Annotated in this window: 21 protein-coding genes, 4 tRNA genes and 4 pseudogenes; 10 read left to right on the top strand and 19 right to left on the bottom strand. The window is 60.3% G+C overall.

From position 1 onward, the window contains the following. Positions 1–4: 4 nt before the first annotated feature. Positions 5–418, bottom strand: a complete 414-nt coding sequence (locus AB4O25_RS22490; protein ID WP_026067420.1) for a pilin — start codon at positions 416–418, stop codon at positions 5–7. Positions 419–620: 202 nt separating this feature from the next. Here AB4O25_RS22490 and AB4O25_RS22485 point away from each other — a divergent pair. The 4 genes and pseudogenes from AB4O25_RS22485 (at position 621) to yacG (ending at position 3,508) form a co-directional block, all read left to right on the top strand. After that, positions 621–1,828: pseudogene (locus AB4O25_RS22485) on the top strand (type II secretion system F family protein). Then, a complete protein-coding gene (locus AB4O25_RS22480; protein WP_017529863.1) occupies positions 1,825–2,691 on the top strand; it encodes a prepilin peptidase in 867 nt (288 codons plus the stop codon). Before AB4O25_RS22485 ends, AB4O25_RS22480 begins: the two are co-directional and overlap by 4 nt. After that, on the top strand, positions 2,688–3,311 hold the full coding sequence (gene coaE / locus AB4O25_RS22475; protein ID WP_017529864.1) for a dephospho-CoA kinase: 624 nt from the start codon (positions 2,688–2,690) through the stop codon (positions 3,309–3,311). The genes AB4O25_RS22480 and coaE overlap by 4 nt, the downstream gene beginning before the upstream one ends. Beyond that, complete coding sequence (yacG, locus tag AB4O25_RS22470) at positions 3,308–3,508, top strand: DNA gyrase inhibitor YacG (RefSeq protein ID WP_003188437.1); 201 nt, start codon at positions 3,308–3,310, stop codon at positions 3,506–3,508. Before coaE ends, yacG begins: the two co-directional genes overlap by 4 nt. Here yacG and AB4O25_RS22465 read toward each other — a convergent pair. Next, positions 3,505–3,720, bottom strand: coding sequence for a hypothetical protein (locus AB4O25_RS22465; protein WP_003171680.1), 216 nt, complete (start codon positions 3,718–3,720; stop codon positions 3,505–3,507). The two genes, yacG and AB4O25_RS22465, sit on opposite strands and share 4 nt — an antisense overlap. A 66-nt stretch (positions 3,721–3,786) precedes the next feature. Further along, complete coding sequence (locus tag AB4O25_RS22460; RefSeq protein WP_460149987.1) at positions 3,787–4,476, bottom strand: energy-coupling factor ABC transporter permease; 690 nt, start codon at positions 4,474–4,476, stop codon at positions 3,787–3,789. Positions 4,477–4,605: 129 nt separating this feature from the next. Here AB4O25_RS22460 and AB4O25_RS22455 point away from each other — a divergent pair. From AB4O25_RS22455 to AB4O25_RS22445, 3 genes and pseudogenes are all read left to right on the top strand, one after another. After that, positions 4,606–5,171, top strand: a pseudogene (locus AB4O25_RS22455) (DUF1780 domain-containing protein); the annotation flags it as partial. A 119-nt stretch (positions 5,172–5,290) separates the two neighbouring features. Beyond that, on the top strand, positions 5,291–5,464 hold the full coding sequence (locus AB4O25_RS22450) for a DUF3094 family protein (RefSeq protein ID WP_017529866.1): 174 nt from the start codon (positions 5,291–5,293) through the stop codon (positions 5,462–5,464). A gap of 60 nt (positions 5,465–5,524) precedes the next feature. Continuing rightward, a pseudogene (locus AB4O25_RS22445) lies at positions 5,525–6,824 on the top strand (NAD(P)/FAD-dependent oxidoreductase). 113 nt (positions 6,825–6,937) lie between these two features. On the opposite strand, the gene AB4O25_RS22440 reads toward AB4O25_RS22445, so the two are convergent. The 7 genes from AB4O25_RS22440 to rluD all read right to left on the bottom strand — a co-directional run bounded on the left by AB4O25_RS22440 (position 6,938) and on the right by rluD (position 12,029). Further along, positions 6,938–7,014 (bottom strand) — tRNA-Pro (locus AB4O25_RS22440). 94 nt (positions 7,015–7,108) lie between these two features. Then, positions 7,109–7,184, bottom strand: a tRNA-Lys gene (locus AB4O25_RS22435). Between the two features lie 5 nt (positions 7,185–7,189). Next, positions 7,190–7,266: transfer RNA gene (locus AB4O25_RS22430), tRNA-Pro, on the bottom strand. Between the two features lie 9 nt (positions 7,267–7,275). Further along, positions 7,276–7,351 (bottom strand) — tRNA-Asn (locus AB4O25_RS22425). Between the two features lie 297 nt (positions 7,352–7,648). Beyond that, on the bottom strand, positions 7,649–10,213 hold the full coding sequence (gene clpB / locus AB4O25_RS22420; protein WP_065877316.1) for an ATP-dependent chaperone ClpB: 2,565 nt from the start codon (positions 10,211–10,213) through the stop codon (positions 7,649–7,651). 131 nt (positions 10,214–10,344) lie between these two features. Further along, positions 10,345–11,070, bottom strand: coding sequence for a peptidoglycan editing factor PgeF (gene pgeF, locus AB4O25_RS22415; protein ID WP_065877317.1), 726 nt, complete (start codon positions 11,068–11,070; stop codon positions 10,345–10,347). Then, positions 11,067–12,029: a 23S rRNA pseudouridine(1911/1915/1917) synthase RluD gene (gene rluD / locus AB4O25_RS22410; protein WP_003171668.1), complete on the bottom strand. Its 963-nt coding sequence runs from the start codon at positions 12,027–12,029 to the stop codon at positions 11,067–11,069. Before rluD ends, pgeF begins: the two co-directional genes overlap by 4 nt. A gap of 149 nt (positions 12,030–12,178) precedes the next feature. On the opposite strand from rluD, the gene AB4O25_RS22405 reads away from it, so the two are divergent. Further along, entirely contained in the window at positions 12,179–13,204 is a 1,026-nt protein-coding gene (locus AB4O25_RS22405) for an outer membrane protein assembly factor BamD (RefSeq protein ID WP_017529870.1), read from the top strand. Between the two features lie 124 nt (positions 13,205–13,328). Continuing rightward, a complete protein-coding gene (locus AB4O25_RS22400; RefSeq protein WP_017529871.1) occupies positions 13,329–13,562 on the top strand; it encodes a PP0621 family protein in 234 nt (77 codons plus the stop codon). Here the strand turns inward: AB4O25_RS22400 and thiO are convergent. The 5 genes and pseudogenes from thiO to pilV all read right to left on the bottom strand — a co-directional run bounded on the left by thiO (position 13,549) and on the right by pilV (position 16,853). Continuing rightward, on the bottom strand, positions 13,549–14,658 hold the full coding sequence (gene thiO / locus AB4O25_RS22395) for a glycine oxidase ThiO (RefSeq protein WP_135196371.1): 1,110 nt from the start codon (positions 14,656–14,658) through the stop codon (positions 13,549–13,551). The genes AB4O25_RS22400 and thiO overlap by 14 nt on opposite strands. Before the next feature lie 62 nt (positions 14,659–14,720). Further along, positions 14,721–15,122, bottom strand: coding sequence for a type IV pilin protein (locus AB4O25_RS22390; protein ID WP_135196370.1), 402 nt, complete (start codon positions 15,120–15,122; stop codon positions 14,721–14,723). Between the two features lie 11 nt (positions 15,123–15,133). Next, positions 15,134–15,658, bottom strand: a complete 525-nt coding sequence (locus AB4O25_RS22385; RefSeq protein ID WP_116078484.1) for a pilus assembly PilX family protein — start codon at positions 15,656–15,658, stop codon at positions 15,134–15,136. Between the two features lie 10 nt (positions 15,659–15,668). After that, positions 15,669–16,377 (bottom strand): annotated as a pseudogene (locus AB4O25_RS22380) (PilW family protein). Then, complete coding sequence (gene pilV / locus AB4O25_RS22375) at positions 16,374–16,853, bottom strand: type IV pilus modification protein PilV (RefSeq protein WP_460149986.1); 480 nt, start codon at positions 16,851–16,853, stop codon at positions 16,374–16,376. Before pilV ends, AB4O25_RS22380 begins: the two are co-directional and overlap by 4 nt. A 202-nt stretch (positions 16,854–17,055) precedes the next feature. Here pilV and AB4O25_RS22370 point away from each other — a divergent pair, with 202 nt between their 5' ends. Further along, complete coding sequence (locus tag AB4O25_RS22370) at positions 17,056–17,628, top strand: GspH/FimT family pseudopilin (RefSeq protein ID WP_460149985.1); 573 nt, start codon at positions 17,056–17,058, stop codon at positions 17,626–17,628. Here AB4O25_RS22370 and ispH read toward each other — a convergent pair. The 4 genes from ispH to ileS form a co-directional block, all read right to left on the bottom strand. Continuing rightward, positions 17,591–18,538: a 4-hydroxy-3-methylbut-2-enyl diphosphate reductase gene (gene ispH / locus AB4O25_RS22365; RefSeq protein ID WP_017529878.1), complete on the bottom strand. Its 948-nt coding sequence runs from the start codon at positions 18,536–18,538 to the stop codon at positions 17,591–17,593. The two genes, AB4O25_RS22370 and ispH, sit on opposite strands and share 38 nt — an antisense overlap. 179 nt (positions 18,539–18,717) lie before the next feature. Further along, positions 18,718–19,155, bottom strand: coding sequence for an FKBP-type peptidyl-prolyl cis-trans isomerase (gene fkpB, locus AB4O25_RS22360; RefSeq protein ID WP_175404195.1), 438 nt, complete (start codon positions 19,153–19,155; stop codon positions 18,718–18,720). A gap of 7 nt (positions 19,156–19,162) precedes the next feature. After that, positions 19,163–19,672, bottom strand: coding sequence for a signal peptidase II (gene lspA / locus AB4O25_RS22355; RefSeq protein ID WP_017529880.1), 510 nt, complete (start codon positions 19,670–19,672; stop codon positions 19,163–19,165). Next, positions 19,665–22,496, bottom strand: a complete 2,832-nt coding sequence (gene ileS / locus AB4O25_RS22350) for an isoleucine--tRNA ligase (protein ID WP_065877322.1) — start codon at positions 22,494–22,496, stop codon at positions 19,665–19,667. The genes lspA and ileS overlap by 8 nt, the downstream gene beginning before the upstream one ends. Position 22,497: the final 1 nt, after the last annotated feature.

Raw genomic sequence — 22,497 nt, 5'->3', positions numbered from 1 at the left:
GCAGTTACGCCCCGTCAGTGCCGCAACCTTTACCGACGTATTTCCCTTCGGCGGTTGTGGTGCACTTCCAGCCGGTGGCGGCGGTGCGCGTCAGGCTGATGGTCTTGCCCAGCACCGGCGCAGGGGCGTCGAGGATTTCGCAGCTGATGCTGCCCGCCCCCGTGGCCACATCACCTACCACGTCGATTTTGCAGTTGGCGGTGGGGCTGGTGCCGCCGATCAACTCCAGTTTCGGCACGGTGCCCTCGTTGATGACGCTTTCGTATCCGGCCTTCAGCGCAGTGATTTCAGCCAGGCCGGCGGTGAACTTGGCCTTGGCCTGGTGGGTGGTGTACATGGGCAGGCCGATAGTGGCCAAAATGCCGATGATCGCAACGACGATCAGCAATTCAATCAGGGTAAAGCCTTTCTGACGTATCACATTCACTCTCCAGAATAGAACTCATGACAAGGCGCATCCTGCGCCCCGTGTTGTGCTGCGGCGCCAGTGTACTCACCCGCGAGTGCTCAATCGCCCGCAAGACGCACATTCTGACATTTTATTTGCCAACGCCAGCCAGCCCGAATCCGTCACCTGACTAAGCTATAAATCTTCTACGACCCGTGTGCGGAACCGTTACATGAACAACGCTTCGACGACATATACCTGGGAAGGCATCAACCGCAAAGGGCGCCGGGTGGGCGGACACACCCGCGCGCACAACCCCGCCCTGGTCAAGGCGCAATTGCGCCAACAAGGCATCAGCCCCGGCCGCGTGCGCAAAAAAACCCGTTACTGCCCAGCCTCTACCCACCGATAAAAACAGCCGACATCACCCTCTTCACTCGCCAACTGGCTACGCTGCTCAAAGCCGGGATCGCCCTGCTGCAGGCCTTCGACATCATCAGCGAAGGCTTCGAAAACCGCCCAGTCCGCGCGCTGGTGCACGGGCTCAAACAGCAAATCGCCGCCGGCACCAGCCTGGCTGAAGCACTGCGCAAACAACCCCGCTATTTCGATGAGCTGTATTGCAACCTGGTGGCTGCTGGCGAACAGGCCGGGGCGCTCGAAACCCTGCTGGAGCGCGTGGCGACCCATCGGGAAAAAAGCGCGCAACTCAAGGCCAGGATCCAAAAGGCCATGACTTACCCTATCGCGGTATTGGTGATTGCCAGCCTCGTGACGGGCGTGCTGCTGATCCACGTGGTGCCACAGTTCCAGGCGCTGTTTGCCGGCGTCAACGGCCAACTGCCAGGGTTTACCTTGCACGTCATCAATCTGTCTGCGTTCATGCAGCAGGCCTGGTGGCTACTGGCGCTGGGCCTGGGCGCGGGCGTCATCGGGCTGCGCCATGCCTATCGAGCCTCGCCGGGTTTTCGCTACTGGCTGGATGCCGGTTTGTTGAAAGCGCCTCTGGCAGGCAAACTGCTCACAAAATCCGCCGTCGCCCGCTTCGCCCGTACCCTTTCCACTACCTTCGCCGCCGGCGTCCCGCTGGTGCAGGCATTGGATTCGGTGGCAGGGGCTGCCGGGAGCGGTCCGTTCAAACAGGCAATCGAACATATGCGTCGCGATGTATCCACCGGCATGCAATTGAATCAATCCATGGCCATCAGCGGCCTGTTCCCAGGCATGGCGATCCAGATGACGGCGATCGGCGAAGAGTCGGGCACACTCGAGCGCATGCTGGAAAAGGTCGCCAGCCACTATGAAGCGGATGTCGACAACCTCGTCGATAACCTCACCAGCCTGATGGAGCCGCTGATTATGCTGGTACTCGGGGGTATTGTCGGAGCGCTGGTCATCGCCATGTACCTGCCGGTCTTTCAACTGGGGAGCGCATTTTGAGCCAGCTGCTAAGCGAGCACCCGTGGGCCTTGGTCACGATGGCAGCGGTGCTGGGGCTGATAGTCGGCAGCTTTATCAACGTGCTGGTGTGGCGCCTGCCCAAAATGCTCGACCGCGAATGGCGCGCGCAGGCCCTTGAAGTGCTGGGTCTGCCCGCAGAACCCGCCGAGCCGACCTACAACCTGTTACACCCCAATTCCTGTTGCCCACGCTGCGGGCATGCGATCCGCCCCTGGGAAAATATTCCAGTGCTCAGCTATCTGGCGCTCAGGGGCCGCTGCGCTCACTGCCGGGGGGCAATCAGCGCACGCTACCCTTTCACCGAGCTTGCCTGCGGGTTGACCTCGGCGTTGGTGGCCTGGCATTTCGGCTTCGGCTGGCAGGCTGGCGCGGTGCTGGTGGTGAGCTGGGGGCTGCTGGCAATGAGCCTGATCGATGCCGACCATCAGTTGCTACCGGATGTGCTGGTGCTGCCGCTGCTGTGGCTGGGGCTGATCGTCAATGGCTTTGGGCTGCTGACCACGCTACCCGACGCCCTGTGGGGCGCGGTGCTCGGATACATGAGCCTTTGGAGCGTGTTCTGGCTGTTCAAGCTGGTCACCGGCAAGGACGGCATGGGCCACGGCGACTTCAAGTTATTGGCATTGCTCGGAGCCTGGGGTGGCTGGCAGATGCTGCCGATGACACTGTTGATGTCGTCGCTGGTGGGGGTGTTTATCGGCCTGATCCTGATGCGTGTGCGCAAGGCTCAAGTATCGACACCCATGCCGTTTGGTCCGTATCTGGCAATTGCCGGCTGGATTGCATTGCTCTGGGGTGGTCAAATAACCGACTTCTATTTGCAGTCTGTCGGTTTCAGATGACCACTTCTGTTGCAGCACCTTGGATTCTCGGCCTTACCGGCGGCATCGGCAGCGGTAAAAGCGCGGCGGCCCAACATTTTATCGACCTTGGCATAGACCTGGTGGACGCCGACCATGCCGCCCGCTGGGTGGTCGAACCCGGCCGTCCGGCACTGGCACGCATCGCCGAGCATTTTGGTGACGGCGTGCTGCAGCCTGACGGCCAGTTGGACCGCGCCGCATTGCGCAAGCTGATCTTTGAAGTTCCCGAAGAGCGCCTGTGGCTCGAAGGCTTGCTGCACCCGCTGATAGCCGAAGAGATTCGCAGCCACCTGGCGCGAGCGCGCTCGCCGTACGCGATCCTGGTATCGCCGCTGCTGATCGAATCCGGCCAGTACAGCATGACCCAACGCATCCTGGTGATCGATGTGCCGCAAGCGCTGCAGATACAGCGTACCCTGCAGCGCGACGGCATCAGCGAGCAACAGGTGCAGGCGATCCTAAAGGCGCAATCCAGCCGCGAAGACCGCCTGAACCATGCCGATGACGTGCTGGTCAACGATAAAGACCTCGCCTGGCTACACGCAGAGGTCGAGAGACTGCATTACTTTTACCTTACTTTGCGTGGAGGCCGATCATGAGCCAACCCTTGACCGTCGACTGCCCAACCTGCGGCGCACCCGTGGAATGGAAAGCGACCAACCTCAACCGGCCATTCTGCTCGGACCGTTGCAAACTCATCGACCTGGGTGCCTGGGCCGCTGAAGAACACAAGATCCCAGTGGCACCGGACGCTGAAGACGAGCTGTTTTCCGAGGACCTGCCGCCGCGCCATTAAGGCCGCATAAAAGCATATTCCTGCTGGTCGTCGAGGTTCTCTGCAAGGTATTGCAGCTCGTCGGCCAGATCTTCGAAACTGCGCACACCCTTGCTCTGCTGTACCACGGCGCTGAGCATTGCGCGCAGGGTCAAGCCGGGGTCAAAACCGATTTCCTGTGCCGCATCCTGACTTCTGCGTAGCTCCTGCCGTGCCCACTCGTACACACTCATGACCCGCGCTCCTGAAGAAATTTGGCAGAGCATGGGCCCGCTTGGCCGCCTGGGGTTTGATCTGGATCAACGCTGTGAATCGTCATCCTTCCAGGGCGCCGAGAGGTAGCGCGTACGGTTGAAGGTCTCCAGCCATTCCGGGCAGAACACCACCAGGGCGCTGATCAGCATGCCGTTGATAAAGGCTTCGGGGAAGATGATCAACCACAGGTAGCCGACGAAATCCTCCAGCCATTCGGGCATCGCAAACCGGCCGTCGAACCACAGCACGCCCAACCCCAGCAACAGGCAGAGCAAAGCCGACAGCGCGGCAGCAAAAAAACCGGAACAAAAGATATACACAAAGGGATTGCGCGGTTGCGCTCGTTCCACCAGCAGTGCGCAGCCTTCGGTGACCAGCACCGGCAACGCAATCAATAACAAACCGTTGACGCCCAGAGCGGCGAGGTCCTGACGCCCGAATAACATCAAACCCAATTGCGCCGCGAAGCCGCCGACGATTGCCAGGGGCCAATCCAGTAACAGGGTTACGGCCGTCATGCCGATAAAGTGGTAGGAAACGCCGGTGTCGAAATCCCGCCGGACCAACCACAACATGAACAACGCGAATACCGTACCGAACAGCAGATGTTGACGTCGGCGATCGGCAAACAACTCAACCCACGGCGAGCGCAGGACCGCCCAGGCCACCACCGGCGCATACAGCAGCCAGCCGATGCTCAGAGTGCTCGGTGCCAGCACTGCTGCACTGATCACAGACGAAATACCGCTGCAAAAAACCTCACCACACACCTCTACATTGGCGTTGAAGTAGAGTCGCCAGTCTACACCGACCTTTTATAGCAGGACTTCCTGCGGTCATCATTTGAGCGCTAAGCTGCAAACATGGATGACTCAGATTACTTGCGCCTGCTCACCGTGGCGGCCGAACAAGCCAATGCGTTCCTGTCCAATGCCCGCAAATGGGAGCGTGAGCGTTGGGTCTGCCAACGCCTGCTGCAAGGCCTGAACGTGCCTTACCGCGCCGAAGAATTCCACGCCGCAGGGCAAGAGCCGCCGGATGTGCTGTTTCGCGACGCCAGTTTCGAGGTGTTTTTTGTGCTCGATGAAGGCCGGCGCCTGAATGACGAATGGCGCGACGAGTTACTGCGCCGTCGCAGCGCCTTCTCCTTGAGCCAACTGGTGCGGCGCGAGGCAAAGCCGCGACGCATCCCTGCCCATGAATTCCTGTTGCGCCTGGCGCCCACATTGCGCAAAAAAGCACACAACTACAAAGAACGCGGCATGGACCTGGGCGAGTTGGATATCGTCGCCTTCACCAGCCTCAAGCGCGAAGTGCTCGACCTCAACAGTCACTTCCTCCTCCCACGGAATACCTGCGCCAAGGCTGGCGCTCGCTGTCATTGGTGGGGCCGACGTTTGCGCGGGTGCTGTTCGCCCACCCGGACGCGCCGGATTTCTTGCGCAATAACCTGGGCCGCAGCATAGTGTTCGACGTGGGCATCAGCCTCTGATCCCCCCGGACTGTAACGTGGCGCCCCCTTGCAACGTCTACCTGACGAGGCTCTATATGACCAGCCGCCTGAAACCCGACGACCAACAGCGTGTCGAAGAGTACCTGCAACTCTCCCAGAACAGAGTCGAGCGCAAGCCTTTCCGGCCGTGGCTGCTCCTCTGTGTGGTGCTGGTGGCGGTGATTGGGCTCGGCCTGCTGAGCCGCCTTTTGAGTTACCTGACGCTATGAGCTGCCTGGCGCTCGCGGGGGTAACTGCTCCGATTTTTTTTAGCCTTGCGAGATATCCCCATGACCCATCGTATTATTATCGTCGGCGGCGCGCGCCGGCGGCCTGGAGTTGGCTACCCGCCTGGGTAAGACTCTGGGCAAGCGCGGTACCGCCAGCATCACGCTGGTAGATACCAACCTGACCCATATCTGGAAACCCCTTCTGCACGAAGTGGCTGCCGGGTCGCTGAACTCTTCTGAAGACGAACTTAATTATGTCGCCCAGGCCAAATGGAACCACTTCGAGTTCCAACTGGGGCGCATGAGCGGGCTTGACCGTGAACAGAAGAAAATCCAGCTGGCCGCCACCCTCGACGAAGAAGGCCGCGAGCTAGTGCCTGCGCGCGTGCTGGCCTATGACAGCCTGGTGATCGCGGTCGGCAGCACCACCAACGATTTCGGCACCGAAGGCGCGGCGCAACACTGCCTATTCCTCGACACCCGCAAGCAGGCCGAACGCTTCCACCAACAATTGCTCAACCACTATCTGCGCGCTCATGCAGGGCAGAGCGATGTGGTGGAGAAAATCAGCGTCGCGATCGTCGGCGCCGGCGCAACCGGCGTTGAACTGGCCGCCGAGCTGCATAACGCCGCCCATGAACTGGCGGCGTATGGCCTGGACCGCATCAAGCCGGAAAACATGCACATCACCCTGATCGAAGCCGGCCCACGGGTACTGCCTGCCCTGCCGGAGCGCATCGGCGCGCCCGTGCATAAAACCCTGGAGAAGCTCGGCGTGACCGTGCTGACCGACTCGGCGGTGAGTGAGGTGACGGCTGACGCGCTGATCACCAGCAGCGGCCAGGTGATTCCGGCCAGCTTGAAAGTGTGGGCCGCCGGGATTCGCGCGCCGGCGTTCCTCAAGGACATCGATGGCCTGGAAACCAATCGCATTAATCAGCTGCAGGTACTGCAGACACTGCAAACCACCCGCGACGAAAATATCTTCGCGTTTGGCGACTGCGCGGCCTGCCCGCAACCGGGTACCGACCGCAACGTGCCGCCCCGTGCGCAAGCCGCTCACCAGCAGGCATCACTGCTGGCCAAGTCGCTGAAACTGCGAATTGAGGGCAAGGAGTTACCGTCGTACAAGTACACCGACTACGGGTCGCTGATTTCGCTGTCTCGCTTCTCGGCGGTGGGCAACCTGATGGGCAACCTGACCGGCAGCGTAATGCTGGAAGGCTGGCTGGCGCGGATGTTCTATGTGTCGCTGTACCGCATGCATCAGATGGCGCTGTATGGGTTCTTCCGTACGGCGATGTTGATGTTGGGCAGCAAGATCGGACGTGGCACGGAGCCGCGCCTCAAACTTCACTAAAAACGCATAAGCCATGTGGGAGCAAGCCCCCTCCCACAGTTACTCTTCAGCGCACTTGGGTTTCGTGCACGCAAAAAAAATCCCCGTATCTTTCGATACGAGGATTTTCAATATGGTCGGGGTAAGGGGATTCGAACTCCTGACATCCTGCTCCCAAAGCAGGCGCGCTACCGGACTGCGCTATACCCCGGTAATAAAAAGGCGACCTTTCAGTCGCCTTCTTCGATCAGCGCTTTTGGCCTCTGATCTTAAGATTCGATTCCAGCCTGAGCTGGTTTCAAAAATGGTGGGTCGTGTGGGATTCGAACCTACGACCAATTGGTTAAAAGCCAACTGCTCTACCAACTGAGCTAACGACCCAAATATGGTCGGGGTAGGGGGATTCGAACTCCCGACATCCTGCTCCCAAAGCAGGCGCGCTACCGGACTGCGCTATACCCCGGTTTGAAATTGGCTCCGTGACCAGGACTCGAACCTGGGACCCAATGATTAACAGTCATTTGCTCTACCGACTGAGCTATCACGGAACTACATATTTCAATTTTACTGCGGTGTAACCTTCCTCTTCGACCCTGTCCGTATCGCTACGTTAGCGTCTCTGAGGCGCGCTATTCTACAATCTTAAAAACCCCTGTCAACCCTTTAAATTGCTTTTAAGACAATGATTTGCGCTTCTTTCTGATTTCTTCTTGGGGAGAAGAAACCCGTGGGCTGACGTTGCTGCGGGGCGCACTTTACAAGCCTTTGCCTTACAGTTCAACGCCCTATCGAAAAAAAAGGCCCCGCAATGCGGAGCCTTCTCTTATCAGCCTTGCAGGATGGGCTTAGTGAAAGACGATTTCGTCGTTTTCCACCGTCGCTTCAACGCTGGTACCCGGCATGAAGCTGCCCGACAGAATCAACTGCGCCAGCGGGTTCTCGATCCAGCGCTGAATGGCACGTTTCAGAGGCCGTGCGCCATACACCGGGTCGTAACCTACCGCGATCAGCTTGTCCAACGCCTCGCGGCTCAGTTCCAGCGACAGCTCGCGCTCTGCCAGGCGAGCGCGTAGACGGCCCAACTGAATCTCAGTGATACCGGCGATCTGATCCCGCGCCAATGGTTCGAAGATCACTACTTCGTCGACCCGGTTGATAAATTCCGGGCGGAAGTGCGAGGTCAGCGCATCCATCACCGCCGCGCGCTGCGCCTCACGATCACCAACCAGCTCCTGGATCTGTGCCGAGCCCAGGTTGGACGTCATCACGATCACCGTGTTGCGAAAGTCCACGGTACGCCCGTGGCTGTCCGTCAACCGACCATCCTCCAATACTTGCAGCAAGATGTTGAACACATCCGGATGCGCCTTCTCCACTTCATCCAGCAGGATCACCGAGTAAGGCTTGCGCCGCACCGCTTCGGTCAGGTAACCGCCCTCTTCATAGCCCACATAACCTGGCGGCGCACCGATCAGGCGAGCCACCGAGTGTTTCTCCATGAACTCAGACATATCGATCCGCACCATGGCCTCTTCAGTATCAAAGAGAAACTCGGCCAACGCTTTGCAAAGCTCTGTCTTACCCACACCGGTCGGGCCGAGGAACATAAACGAGCCGCTTGGACGGTTCGGGTCGGACAGGCCGGCCCGGGAACGGCGCACCGCATTGGACACCGCCACCACAGCTTCTTCCTGGCCGATCACGCGCTGGTGCAGCAGGTGCTCCATCTTCAGCAGCTTATCGCGCTCGCCTTCGAGCATTTTCGACACCGGAATGCCGGTCCACTTCGAGACGACTTCGGCGATTTCCTCTTCGGTCACCTTGCTGCGCAGCAGCTGGTTTTCCGCCTTCCCGTGCTGGTCAACCATTTGCAGGCTGCGCTCCAGGTCGGGAATGACCCCGTACTGCAACTCGGCCATGCGGTTCAAGTCGCCTTTACGGCGCGCGGCTTCCAGTTCCTGGCGGGATTGCTCGATCTTCTGCTGGATTTGCGCAGAGCCCTGCACTTCGGCTTTTTCCGAAGTCCAGATTTCTTCGAGGTCCGAATATTCACGCTCCAGGCGCACGATTTCTTCCTGGAGTTTTTCCAGGCGTTTCTTCGCGGCGTCGTCCTCTTCTTTTTTCAGCGCCTGGGATTCGACTTTGAGTTGAATCAAGCGTCGGTCGAGACGGTCGAGCACTTCCGGCTTGGAATCGATTTCCATGCGAATACGGCTGGCCGCTTCGTCGATCAAGTCGATCGCCTTGTCCGGCAACTGACGGTCGGTGATATAGCGATGGCTCAGTTTGGCCGCCGCAATGATCGCGCCGTCGGTGATCGCCACCTTATGGTGGACCTCGTAACGCTCCTTCAGGCCGCGCAGGATCGCGATGGTGTCTTCCTCGCTCGGCTCTTCTACCAGCACTTTCTGGAAACGCCGCTCAAGGGCTGCGTCTTTTTCAATGTATTGGCGATATTCGTTGAGCGTGGTCGCACCGACGCAATGCAATTCGCCCCGCGCCAAGGCGGGCTTGAGCATGTTGCCAGCATCCATGGAGCCCTCGCCTTTACCGGCGCCGACCATAGTGTGCAGTTCGTCGATGAACAGAATGATCTGCCCTTCCTGCTTCGACAGCTCATTGAGCAGGGATTTGAGGCGCTCTTCGAACTCGCCACGGAACTTGGCACCCGCGATCAACGCCCCCATGTCCAGGGACAGCAAGCGCTTGCCTTTAAGGCCGTCCGGCACTTCACCATTAATGATGCGCTGGGCCAAACCCTCGGCAATCGCGGTTTTACCCACGCCAGGCTCACCGATCAGTACCGGGTTGTTCTTGGTACGCCGCTGCAGGACCTGGATGGTGCGACGGATTTCATCGTCACGCCCGATCACCGGGTCAAGCTTGCCGTCTTCGGCGCGCTTGGTCAGGTCGACGGTGTACTTGTCCAGGGCCTGGCGCGACTCCTCGTGGTTGGGGTCGTTGACCGCGTCGCCACCACGCAGGTTGTTGATGGCATTTTCCAAGGCTTTCTTGCTCACGCCCTGCCCCAACAGCAATTTGCCGAGCTTGCTGTTTTCGTCCATCGCGGCGAGCAACACCAGTTCGCTGGAGATGAACTGGTCACCCTTTTGCTGGGCCAGGCGATCGGCCTGGTTAAGCAGGCGCGCCAAGTCCTGGGACATATTCACGTCACCGGTCGGGTTTTGAATTTTTGGCAGTTGGTCGAGCTCTTTGCTCAACTCCTTGCGCAGGCTGTTGACGTCAAAGCCCACCTGCATGAGCAAGGGTTTGATAGAACCACCCTGCTGCTCCAGGAGCGCCTGCATCAAGTGCGCGGGCTCAATGGCCGGATGGTCGAGGCCGACCGCCAAGGATTGGGAGTCCGATAAGGCCAACTGCAATTTGCTGGTTAAACGATCAATACGCATTAGTCACCTTCCTTTTGAGCAGGCCGGAGCTATAAAACATTCCTGAATGAAGAAACCTGCCAGATACCCTTATAGATGGGGTGGATTCTGGAGGATTCAAGCGGGCGATGCTTGATATGGATCAGGAGAGTCTAGCGTTCCAGCCAGATAAGGGAGGCAAACCGACCGGTGCGCGGGCTGCGGCGGTAAGAGAAGAAACGCGGGTCGGTCACCGTGCACAAACCGCCACCGTACACGGCCGTGACGCCACGCGCAGCGAGGCGCAGACGCGCCAGCATATAAATGTCGGCCATGAACTTGCCAAGGTTGCGGCTCGGCACAAAGGCGTCGACGGTACCCGGCAGTTGCTTCACGAAGGCGTCACGCACTTCCGGGCCGACCTCGAAGGCTTGCGGACCGATTGCCGGGCCCAGCCAGACCAATACATCGGCGGGCTCTGCGGCCAGGCTTTCAAAAGCAGCTTCCAACACACCCGCCGCCAGCCCACGCCAACCGGCATGGGCCGCCGCGACACGGGTACCCGCACGGTTGCAGAACAACGCAGGCAGGCAATCGGCGGTCATGGCGGTGCAGGCGATGCCCGGCGTGCTGGTCCAACTGCCATCGGCTTCAGCCGTGCGGTCGGGGTCGGCCTCGACCACACTCACGCCATGAACCTGGCGCAGCCAGGCCGGCTGAATACCAAAGGCTTCGGTAAGACGGCGGCGGTTCTCGAGGACGGCCTCAAGGCTGTCCTCGACATGATCGCCCAGGTTGAGGCTGTCGAACGGCGCCAGGCTCACGCCGCCCGCACGGGTGGTGACGCAGGCCTTTACCCGGTCCGGCGCGGGCCAGTCAGGTATCAGCCAGTCACTCATCCGACAAACGCCTCGCGATCTTGCTTGAGCAGCGACAGCAACCAGACAAAATCGTCAGGAAGTGGCGATTCCCAGCTCATGCGCTGACCGCTCGTCGGATGGTCCAGCTCCAGGAAGCGCGCATGCAGCGCCTGGCGCGGGAACGTTTTGAGCGACTCGACCATGGTCTGGCTGGCTGCCGGCGGAATACGGAAACGACCACCGTAGGCAGGATCGCCGACCAGCGGGAAGTTGATATGGGCCATGTGCACGCGAATCTGGTGGGTACGACCGGTTTCCAGCTTAACCCGCACGTGGGTGTGGGAACGGAAACGCTCCAGCACGCGGTAGTGGCTCACGGCCTGCTTACCACCTTCCATCACCGCCATACGCTGGCGCTGCTGGCCGTGGCGACCGATCGGGGCGTTGATCTTGCCACCCGCCACGACCACGCCGATCACGATGCACTCATAGATCCGGCTGACGCTACGGCTCTGCAACTGCGTAACCAGTTGCGTCTGCGCCTGAATGGTCTTGGCCACCACCATCAAGCCGGTGGTGTCCTTGTCCAGACGGTGCACGATGCCGCAGCGAGGCACATTGATAATGTCGGGGATGTGGTGCAACAAGGCATTGAGCAAAGTGCCATCAGCGTGCCCGGCCGCCGGGTGAACCACCAGGCCTGCGGGTTTATTGATGACCAGGATGTCGTCGTCTTCATAGACGATATCCAGCTCGATGTCCTGGGCGACCCATTCTCCCTGGGCTTCCTGCTCGGCAGTCAGCTCAAGAATCGCACCGCCATGGACTATGTCTCGCGGGCGGATAACCGCTCCATCCACAGTCAGGCGGCCGTCTTTGATCCAGGCGGAAAGGCGCGAGCGCGAGTGCTCAGCGAATAATTGTGCGGCGACTTGATCGAGGCGTTGGCCGCCCAATTCGGACGGCACCTCTGCGCGAAGTTCAATTTTATCGGACATGCTCAGACTAGGCGTGGCACAGCCTTTGGTTTCGGCTGCGCGCTTGTGGTTAAATACGGCGTCTTTTGCCCCGAGGCTTTCAACGGGGCGCTCATCATAACAGGACGGCCCCGCCCAAGACAGCGGCCGTCATAGGGACGCAAGCCGCCATGCAAGTGAAACACCTGCTGCTGATCGCCATCCTCGCCATGACTGCTGCTTGCTCGTCAACAAAGGAAGTCGTCGACGAAAACCTGAGCGAAGTCGAGTTGTACCAACTGGCTCAGAAAGACTTGGACAATAATAGCTACACCAGCGCCACAGCGAAGCTGAAGGCACTGGAGTCGCGCTATCCGTTCGGGCGCTATGCTGACCAGGCGCAGCTTGAACTCATCTACGCCAACTACAAGAACGCCGAGCCGGAGGCCGCCAAGTCCGCCGCCGAGCGCTTTATCCGCTTGCACCCACAGCACCCGAACGTCGACTACGCCTACTACATGAAGGGCCTGACCTCGTTCGATCAGGATGTTGGCCTGCTGGCGCGCTTCCTGCCGCTGGACATGACCAAGCGTGACCCCGGCGCCGCCCGCGATTCCTACAACGAGTTCGCCCAGCTGACCAGCCGCTACCCCAACAGCCGCTACGCGCCGGACGCCAAGCAGCGCATGATCTACCTGCGCAACCTGCTGGCGTCCTACGAAATTCACGTGGCGCACTACTACCTGACCCGTCAGGCCTACGTCGCTGCCGCCAACCGTGGCCGTTACGTGGTCGAGAACTTCCAGGAAACCCCTTCGGTGGGTGATGGCCTGGCCGTGATGACCGAGGCTTACCAGCGCCTGCACCTGGACGATCTGGCCAGCACCAGCCTGGAAACCCTGAAGCTCAACTACCCGGATCACCCTAGCCTGAAAGACGGCCAGTTCGTGCCTCAGGTTGCCGAAGCGGACAACCGTTCGTGGTTGAGCAAATATACCCTGGGCCTGATCGAGTCCCGCCCACCATTGCCGCCGGGCGAAACCCGTGCCAATCAGGACGTGATCAAGCAGTACCAGGACGCGAAAGACGCCATCCCTTCGGATCTCAAGCCTCACGACGAGAACGGCGACGTGATCGAAGAGGAAGCACCGCAAGCCCTGGGCAACAATCAGGACCGCTCGTGGTTCAGCTACATGACGTTCGGCGTGTTCGACTGATCAGTCGGCGAAACGTAAAAAGGAGCCCCCAGGGGGCTCCTTTTTTATGGGTGAGCATTATTACTCTGTGCGCCCGACATGTCCTTGGCTAAACTGGCGCATTACTTGTCGAGAACTGCCCACTATGCTTCGTCTTCTGTTCTGGATCGCCGTTATTGCTGCCGCGGTATGGTTCTGGCGCAAATTCAAAAGCCCAGCCGCCAAGCAACAGCGTGCCGGCGAGCCCCATTCGGCACTGATGGTGCGCTGCGCTCACTGCGGCGTGCACCTGCCGCAGGACCGCGCCCTCAGCTTGCGCCAGGAGTGGTACTGCACCCAGGCGCATTTGGAGCAAGGGCCGAAGTCTATCCAGCGTTGACTCGCCCTTCAGGCGCATAAGGTGAAGGGTCGATGATCGGCGTACGAGCCAGCAACAGATCGGCGAACAACTGACAGGAAGCCGGCGCCAGCACCAGGCCATTGCGATAATGCCCGCAATTGAGCCACAACCCTTCGAAGCCCGGCACCTGGCCGATATACGGAATGCCTTCCGGCGAACCTGGCCGCAAACCGGCCCAGTGCCCAACCACCTCGGCGTCCGCCAGCGCGGGAATCAGTTCTACGGCTGAGGCCTTGAGGCTTTCCAATGCGGTGTCAGTGGGGGTCTTGTCGAAGCCTTCGTGCTCCAGAGTACTGCCAATCAGGATATGCCCGTCGCGCCGCGGGATCGCATAACGCCCCTTGGCCAGCACCATGCACGACAGGAAATCCGCAGCGCATTTGTAGAGGATCATCTGGCCTTTTACCGGCTCCACTGGCAGCGACAAGCCCAGCGTGCCCAGCAGCTCACCGCTCCACGCGCCCGCCGCCAGCACCACCTGTTTGCCCAGGATCGGGCCATGTGCCGTATTCACCCCCAACACGCGCCCATCGCCGAGGACAAACCCGCTGACTTCGCACTGTTCGTAGAGGGTGACGCCGGGTAGAGCCAGCAACGCAGCCTTGAGCGACTTGACCAGGCGCGGGTTACGCACATTCGCCACGTCGGCCATATGGATCGCCTGGGAATACCCACCACCCAGCACCGGAACCGCGTCATGGGCAGCCGCCATATCGACCTTGCTCAGGGGGCGACCTTCACGGGCAGCCCAAGCCAGCGCCTCGGTTTCGTCGTCCAGGTCCAGCCAGTACAGGCCAGTGGTATGTACCTGCGGGTCGATACCCGTAGCGGCAAACAGCCGCTCGGCCAGTTGTGGATAAAAATCTTGGGACCAATGCGCCAGCGCGGTGACCGCCGGGCTATAGCGCCACGGATACAGGGGCGAAACAATACCGCCCCCCGCCCAGGACGACTCCTGCCCCACGCCCGCGCGCTCCAGCAGCACCACCGCCTGCCCCTGGGTCGCAAGGTTGTACGCCGTCAACAAACCGATGACTCCGCCACCGACGATCACCACTTGCTGTTGCTTAGCCATCATTCGATCCAGCCGATAAAAAGAAACAAGCGCACCTGGCGCCCAGTCATCCAACACTCTCATCACTGCCCCCAGCACTGGCGCCGCGACATTTCAGGCGCTGCATCCGGGTTTTCCCGCGCACCGGTGCTGGTCAAGCTGAAGTTACCGCACGGGTCGTCGACCATAGCTGAGCCTGTGATCGGCACCGCCAGCAGGTGGAAATCCTGAGGATTCAACACAGCGGTGATTCTATAGCGATCATTGCCCGCGCTGATGCCACTGGCGTCAATAAAAGTGCCGTTGCTCGTATAAAAGCGCTCCAGGTGCTGGGCTTGCTCGTTCAACAACGCGACAATTTCCGCGCGATAAACCTTCTTCACATGGCCGGAGTAGCCGGGGTAAGCGATCCCGGCCATAAATGCGATGATCGCCATGGCGATCAGTAACTCGATCAGGGTAAAGCCCAGGCTGTCCTTGCCCATCCCACTGCTCCTCATTGAAGTTGTCGCCACGCCACTCGCTGAAACCGCGAGCGCCCCTGCTCTTCTACCCGCGCATACACGGTCTCCAATACGGTGCGCGATTGACCACTGAGGCCGACCGCCGTGACCCGGAACAACGCCGCAGAACTGTGCGGCGGCAAATGCGCCAGCCCGGTCCCAACCCCCAAGGATTGAACCCCATAAAGCCCAGCCTTGAGGGCAACCCAGCTAACCGCCGAAACAGGATGAGCCCCGGCGCCCAGCACCGAAAATGCCTCGCCCGGCGGCGCACAATGGATGATCGACCGGCACAGGGGCATGACGGCGCCCATTTGCTGCACAGCCCGTTCCCCCAGCCTCAAGCCGCTCTCGGCACTTTGGAACGACTGGTTGCGATGCCAAAGGCTGCCGGCGATCTTTTGCTGGGTAACGGCCCCCTGCATCGACGACAAGCCGATCAACGACAACAGCAGCAGAAGGACCAGGCTGGTCAGCAAGACCATGCCCGTCTGTCGCGAAGAAATACCCACCATCATCAAGATGCCCCTACCCCAGGCGGTTTCGCAGCGCCGCCACGACACTGTAGGTTTGGTCTTTGACACGGCCAGCTGGGTCTTGCAGAGTCATGCGCAGGCGCACGCTGCGGATCAAGGCTTCGTCGGCGGGGCGGGTCTCGTAACGCACAACGCCTGTCGAATCCAACCTGGCGGCCACGCCGAAACTGATATCGAATGCCCGTACGTTATCCACCAGTACCGCCTTGGCCGGTGCATTGGGCGTGGCGACCTTCAACTGCCCGGTCTCGAAGGTATAGGTGAGTTGGCGTATAGCAAAACGGATCTCGCCCGGGCTCGGGCGCAGGAGCGTTACCGATATAGGCGTGGGCAGTGGACGTGCAGTCCGACAGTACCGTCCAATCCGGCCTGCCACCCTCTTCGCCAACCTGCGCCGTGAGCAACGTCAGCGAAGTCGAACCGCCCCCGGCACTCCAGGCGATGGGGCGATCAAAGGCTAAAGGCGCATTCTCGATAAACGCCGGGGCCAAACAGCCAAACATGCCTGCCTGACGAATATCCTGGATCATTTTGCTCAGTACAAAGCGTGCGTCATCTTGCAGCAGCATCGCCGCCTGTTGACTGGCGTGGGTCACGCGGGAACTGATCAGCACCTGGCTTGCGCCAAGCAACAACACAAGCCCGATAACCAAGGCCAATAACAACTCCACCAGACTGAAACCGCGAACCCGGTACCTCATTGCGCCACTCGTGACGCAGAGCCGATGCGACTGGTCAGCGTGAACGTTTCCCGGGCTCCGGCCGTGTGCGTCGCCCTGCTGTCATCCCAACGGATGCTCACGGTCACTTCATCTGCACTGACCGCTACCGCGCCTTTGGCGCTCTCGCCGGCAAACCCGAGGATGTTGCTCTGGAAATCGCGCAGATCCAGGTCGCGCACCCCGGCAGAGGTGGTCGGGGCTCGCTCAATTCGCCCACATTGGTAGTCCGCGCTGGAATTGGCGCGGATTCGGTCGAGCATGTCATAGGCGATGAAACTGGCTTGGCTGGCCATCCTCGCGCTGTCGGTGTACTTGAGCGCATTGAGCTGAAGCGCAGCCGCACCTAACAGACCAACGGTAAGAATCAGCACCGCTACCAGCGCCTCGATCAGCGTCATGCCGATTTGGTACCGGGGTAAAGAGCAGGAAAAACAAGTGTTCACATAAATCTGCATTACCGTCGCGATCCGTGTCGAAGGCCAGAAAAGCAGGCAAAGCCCGCCGTGCGACTCAAGCCTAGCGCTGGTTTTTCGCCCGTGCCGCTCGCGGAACAAAGGGAAATACTTTGGACGTAAAGGCCATCATCCAGCGCCTCGTTCCAGCCGCTATACCTTTGACTGAGCCGCATCCAGACCTGCGTCCACGGAGAAACATTACATGCGCCAACGGGGTTTCACTTTAATAGAACTGCTGCTCGGGCTGCTGGTGAGCGGCATCCTGGCGCACCTGGCCGTGCCCGGTTTCAAGAGCCTGCTCGAGTCACAGCAACGACAGAGCGCGGCACGATCACTGGCGAGCGGGCTTCGCTTCGCCCGCACTGAAGCCATCGTACGCAACCGGGCGGTGGTCATTTACGCCGTCAATGATGACTGGAGCCAAGGCTGGCGGGTAATCGCGGATCTGAGCGGGCGCGGTCAAGAGGACGATGACAACCCCGTACTGCTGGAGCGCCAGAACAGCGGGCGCGTGCCCATCGTCGGCAATGGGCCGGTCAAGAGCCAGGTACGTTTCAACGGGCTGGGCGAACCGGTGTTTTCAGGAGGAGGGTTTCGGGCCGGCACGGTGCATGTCTGCGCCACGGACCAGCCCCAGAGCTTGCACCAGGTGGTGTTGGCACCCAGCGGGCGCATCAGCCTGCGCAGCGACAAAGCCGAGCAGGCGTTGTGCCGGAGCTATTCCGGCATCCCGGCCGTCACAGCAGCGAGCGCACCCGCAGCTCCTTGGGCATAGAGAACGTGATGTTCTCCTCACGGCCAGCCAATTCATCAGCGCCGGTAGCACCCCAGGCATGCAGTTGCTGGATAACGCCGCGCACCAGCACTTCCGGGGCCGAGGCGCCGGCGGTGATACCGATCCGCTCGACACCGTCGAACCAGCTGCGCTGCAGGTCTTCGGCACCGTCGATCAGGTATGCCGGTGTCGCCATGCGCTCAGCCAACTCGCGCAGGCGGTTGGAGTTGGAGCTGTTTGGGCTGCCGACGACCAGTACCACATCGCATTCATCAGCCAGTTGCTTGACCGCATCCTGGCGGTTTTGGGTGGCGTAGCAAATGTCGTCTTTGCGCGGGCCGCCAATGGCTGGAAAGCGGGTGCGCAGGGCATCGATCACGCGACTGGTATCGTCCATGGACAAGGTGGTCTGGGTCACGAAGGCCAAACGTTCAGGGTTATTCACCTGTAGGCTGGCGACGTCTTTTTCGTCTTCCACCAGGTAAATCGCGCCGCCATTACTGGCGTCGTACTGGCCCATGGTGCCTTCAACTTCCGGGTGGCCGGCATGGCCGATCAGGATGCATTCACGACCGTCGCGACTGTAGCGCGCGACTTCGATATGCACCTTGGTGACCAGCGGGCACGTGGCGTCGAAGACTTTCAGGCCACGGCCTGCCGCTTCGGTACGCACGGCCTGGGAAACACCATGGGCGCTGAAGATAACGATAACGTCGTCCGGCACCTGATCCAGCTCTTCGACAAAGATCGCACCGCGTGCGCGCAGGTCCTCGACCACGAATTTGTTGTGGACGACTTCATGGCGCACGTAGATAGGCGGCCCGAAGACTTCAAGGGCGCGGTTGACGATTTCGATCGCCCTATCCACGCCGGCGCAGAAACCACGGGGGTTGGCGAGTTTGATTTGCATGCTGTGCCTCGTGTTTTGCAGCCACATTGAGTCAATTTGACACTGACTCAACCAACAATGGAGATCAAAGGTGGGAGGGGGCTGGCTCCCGATATCGGTATATCAGTCTGTACATATTTAGCTGATACGCCGCTATCGGGAGCTAGCCCCCTCCCACATTTTAGAGCGCGTACGCTCAGTTACAGCGCTTTGACGTTAATAATCTCGACGTCAAAGGTCAGTGTCTTGCCAGCCAACGGGTGGTTGAAGTCGATGGTCACTTGCGCGTCATCAAATGCTTTCACCACGCCAGGCAATTCAGTGTTCGCCGCATCGTTGAAAATCACCAGCAGGCCTTCCGACAGTTCCATATCCTGGAACTGCGAACGCGGGATGATCTGTACGTTTTGCGGGTTGGGCTGGCCAAAGGCGTTTTCCGGCAGGATCTGCAGGGTGCGCTTGTCACCGGCCTTGAAACCGAACAGTGCCGCTTCGAAACCCGGCAGCAGGTTGCCGTCGCCGACTTTGAAGGTCGCCGGGGCCTTGTCGAACGTGCTGTCGACCGTGTCGCCATTTTCCAGACGCAGTGCGAAATGCAAAGTGACTTCCGTGTTCTGGCCGATGCGTTGCTCAGCCAATACCTGATCAGTCATTGACGGTCTCTCCGGTTTTCTTACTTTTAAACATATCCAGCGCCAGCATGATTGCGCCCACGGTGATGGCACTGTCGGCGAAGTTGAACGCAGGGAAATAATGACGGTTCTGCCAATGCACCAGGATGAAGTCGATCACATGGCCGAGGGCAATGCGGTCGTACAGGTTACCCAGTGCACCGCCCAGCACCAGGGCCAGGGCGACGGCAAGCCAGGTGTCATCACGGCCCAGGCGCTTGAGCCAGACCACCAGCACCGCACTGACCACCAAGGCGATCAGGGCAAACAACCAACGCTGCCAACCACCACCATCGGCGAGGAAACTGAAGGCGGCGCCGGTGTTGTAGGCCAGGGTCCAACTGAAGTAATCCGGGATCACCACGATTTGCTGGAACATTTCCAGGGAGCCTTCGAAGTGAGCCTTGCTGACCTGGTCAATGATCAGGATCAGCAGGCTCAACACGAGCAAGCCCAGGCGTCCGAAACGACGGGTGTCAGGCATAGTGACGAACCTCGCCTTCACCGGAAATGTTGTCGACGCAACGACCGCAGATTTCCGGATGCTCCGGGTTTACGCCGACATCTTCACGGCAGTGCCAGCAACGCGCGCACTTGGGGAAGGCCGACTTGACCACTTTGAGCTTGAGGCCCGGCACTTCGGTGGCCACGGCGTCCGCCGGGGCCTGGGCGAATGGCGCCAGGCTCGCGGTGGAGGTGATCAGCACGAAGCGCAGTTCGTTGCTCAGCTTGGCCAGGTCGGCCGTCAGGCCTTCCTCGGCAAACAGGGTGACTTCGGCTTGCAGGTTGCCGCCAACGGCTTTGGCCGCACGCTGAACCTCCAGCTCCTTGTTCACCGCGACCTTGACGGCCATTACGCCTTCCCAGTATTCGCGGCCCAGTTCGAAGTCAGCCGGCAACTCGGTCAGGCCTTCATACCAGGTGTTGAGCATGACCGATTCGTTACGCTCGCCCGGCAGGTATTCCCACAGCTCGTCGGCGGTGAAGGCCAGGATCGGCGCGATCCAGCGCACCAGCGCTTCAGAGATGTGGTACAGCGCGGTCTGCGCCGAGCGGCGTGCCTTGCTGTTGGCGCCGGTGGTGTACTGGCGGTCCTTGATGATGTCGAGGTAGAAACCACCGAGCTCCTGCACGCAGAAGTTGTGGATTTTCGAGTAGACGTTCCAGAAGCGGTATTCGCCGTAGTGTTCCTGCAACTCGCGCTGCAGCAACAGGGTACGGTCCACGGCCCAACGGTCCAGGGCGAGCATGTCCTCGGCCGGCAGGATGTCGGTGGCCGGGTTAAAACCGGTCAGGTTCGACAGCAGGAAGCGCGCGGTATTACGGATACGGCGGTAGGCATCGGCGCTGCGGGCCAGGATCTGGTCCGACACGGCGATTTCGCCCGAGTAATCGGTAGACGCCACCCACAGGCGCATGATGTCGGCGCCCAGGGTGTCGTTGATTTTTTTCGGTTCGATCACGTTTTTCAGCGACTTGGACATCTTGCGACCCGTCTCGTCGACGGTGAAGCCGTGGGTCAGCAGTTCGCGGTACGGCGCGTGATTGTCGATAGCGCAACCGGTCAGCAACGAAGAGTGGAACCAGCCACGGTGTTGGTCGGAGCCTTCCAGGTACAGGTCGGCACGCGGGCCAGCGTCATGGCCCATCGGGTGCGAACCACGCAGCACGTGCCAATGGGTGGTGCCGGAGTCGAACCACACGTCGAGGGTGTCGCTGATCTTGTCGTACTGCGGCGCTTCGTCGCCCAGCAGCTCGGCGGCGTCCAGCTTGAACCAGGCTTCGATGCCTTCCTGTTCAACGCGCTGGGCCACGACTTCCATCAGTTCGACGGTGCGCGGGTGCAGTTCGCCGCTTTCCTTGTTCAGGAAGAACGGGATCGGCACGCCCCAGTTACGTTGGCGGGAGATGCACCAGTCCGGGCGATTGGCGATCATCGAGTGCAGGCGCGCCTGGCCCCAGGCCGGCACGAACTGGGTGTCTTCAATGGCTTTGAGCGAGCGAACACGCAGGGTGTCGCCGCTGGTCGGCGCTTTGTCCATGCCGATGAACCACTGCGCAGTGGCGCGGTAGATCAGCGGAGTCTTGTGGCGCCAGCAGTGCATGTAGCTGTGCTTGATGGTGTCGGTTTGCATCAGCGCACCGACTTCACGCAACTTGTCGATGATCGGCTGATCGGCCTTGAAGATGAACTGGCCGCCGAAGAACTCCAGCGACGGCACGTAGACACCGTTGCTCTGTACCGGGTTGATGATGTCGTCGTTGACCATGCCGTATTTCTTGCAGATCACGAAGTCGTCCACGCCGTAGGCCGGCGAGCAGTGGACAATGCCAGTACCCGAACCCAGCTCGACGTAGTCAGCCAGGTACACCGGCGACAGGCGGTCATAGAACGGGTGACGGAAGTTGATCAGTTCCAGCGCGGAGCCGGTGGTGGTGGCGATCACCGAGCCTTGCAGTTCGTAACGCGCCAGGCACGCCTCGACCATTTCCTCGGCGAGCACCAGCAGGCGATCACCCACGTCCACCAGGGCGTAGGTGAATTCCGGGTGCACGTTCAGCGCCTGGTTGGCGGGAATGGTCCAGGGGGTGGTGGTCCAGATCACGATGGCAGCCGGCTTGGCCAGGCTTGCCAGGCCGAAAGCCTCGGCCAGCTTGGCGTCGTCGGCGATCGGGAAGGCCACGTCGATGGTCGAGGACTTCTTGTCTTCGTACTCGACTTCCGCTTCAGCCAGGGCCGAACCGCAGTCAAAGCACCAGTTCACGGGCTTGAGGCCCTTGAACACGAAACCGCCCTTGACGATTTCGGCCAAGGCACGGATTTCACCGGCCTCGTTCTTGAAGTTCATGGTTTTGTACGGGTTGGCCCAGTCGCCCAGCACACCCAGGCGGATGAACTCGGACTTCTGCCCTTCGATCTGCTCGGTGGCGTAGGCACGGCACAGTTCGCGGGTTTTATCGGCACCCAGGTTCTTGCCGTAGGTCACTTCGACTTTGTGCTCGATCGGCAGGCCGTGGCAGTCCCAACCCGGGACATAGGGTGCGTCGAAGCCCGAAAGGGTTTTGGAGCGCAGGATCATGTCCTTGAGAATCTTGTTCAGCGCATGACCGATGTGAATCGTGCCGTTGGCATAAGGAGGGCCGTCGTGCAGGACGAACTTCGGACGATCCTTGCCAATTTCGCGCAACTTTCCGTACAGGCCAATACTGTCCCAGCGCTGCAGGATCTGCGGTTCGCGCTGTGGCAGGCCGGCCTTCATTGGGAAGGCGGTGTCCGGAAGGTTTAGCGTGGCTTTATAGTCGGTCATT

This window comes from Pseudomonas sp. S3_A03 (assembly GCF_054668275.1).
The sequence above is the reverse complement of the archived record's forward strand: the minus strand, read 5'-3'. Positions and strand labels throughout refer to the sequence as shown.

Coding starts and splice junctions, on each gene's coding strand:
- coaE (WP_017529864.1), top strand. CDS start 2,688: ATGACCACTTCTGTTGCAGCACCTTGGATTCTCGGCCTTACCGGCGGC.
- yacG (WP_003188437.1), top strand. CDS start 3,308: ATGAGCCAACCCTTGACCGTCGACTGCCCAACCTGCGGCGCACCCGTG.
- AB4O25_RS22465 (WP_003171680.1), bottom strand. CDS start 3,720: ATGAGTGTGTACGAGTGGGCACGGCAGGAGCTACGCAGAAGTCAGGAT.
- AB4O25_RS22450 (WP_017529866.1), top strand. CDS start 5,291: ATGACCAGCCGCCTGAAACCCGACGACCAACAGCGTGTCGAAGAGTAC.
- clpB (WP_065877316.1), bottom strand. CDS start 10,213: ATGCGTATTGATCGTTTAACCAGCAAATTGCAGTTGGCCTTATCGGAC.
- pgeF (WP_065877317.1), bottom strand. CDS start 11,070: ATGAGTGACTGGCTGATACCTGACTGGCCCGCGCCGGACCGGGTAAAG.
- rluD (WP_003171668.1), bottom strand. CDS start 12,029: ATGTCCGATAAAATTGAACTTCGCGCAGAGGTGCCGTCCGAATTGGGC.
- AB4O25_RS22405 (WP_017529870.1), top strand. CDS start 12,179: ATGCAAGTGAAACACCTGCTGCTGATCGCCATCCTCGCCATGACTGCT.
- AB4O25_RS22400 (WP_017529871.1), top strand. CDS start 13,329: ATGCTTCGTCTTCTGTTCTGGATCGCCGTTATTGCTGCCGCGGTATGG.
- thiO (WP_135196371.1), bottom strand. CDS start 14,658: ATGGCTAAGCAACAGCAAGTGGTGATCGTCGGTGGCGGAGTCATCGGT.
- AB4O25_RS22390 (WP_135196370.1), bottom strand. CDS start 15,122: ATGGGCAAGGACAGCCTGGGCTTTACCCTGATCGAGTTACTGATCGCC.
- AB4O25_RS22385 (WP_116078484.1), bottom strand. CDS start 15,658: ATGATGGTGGGTATTTCTTCGCGACAGACGGGCATGGTCTTGCTGACC.
- pilV (WP_460149986.1), bottom strand. CDS start 16,853: ATGCAGATTTATGTGAACACTTGTTTTTCCTGCTCTTTACCCCGGTAC.
- AB4O25_RS22370 (WP_460149985.1), top strand. CDS start 17,056: ATGCGCCAACGGGGTTTCACTTTAATAGAACTGCTGCTCGGGCTGCTG.
- ispH (WP_017529878.1), bottom strand. CDS start 18,538: ATGCAAATCAAACTCGCCAACCCCCGTGGTTTCTGCGCCGGCGTGGAT.
- lspA (WP_017529880.1), bottom strand. CDS start 19,672: ATGCCTGACACCCGTCGTTTCGGACGCCTGGGCTTGCTCGTGTTGAGC.
- ileS (WP_065877322.1), bottom strand. CDS start 22,496: ATGACCGACTATAAAGCCACGCTAAACCTTCCGGACACCGCCTTCCCA.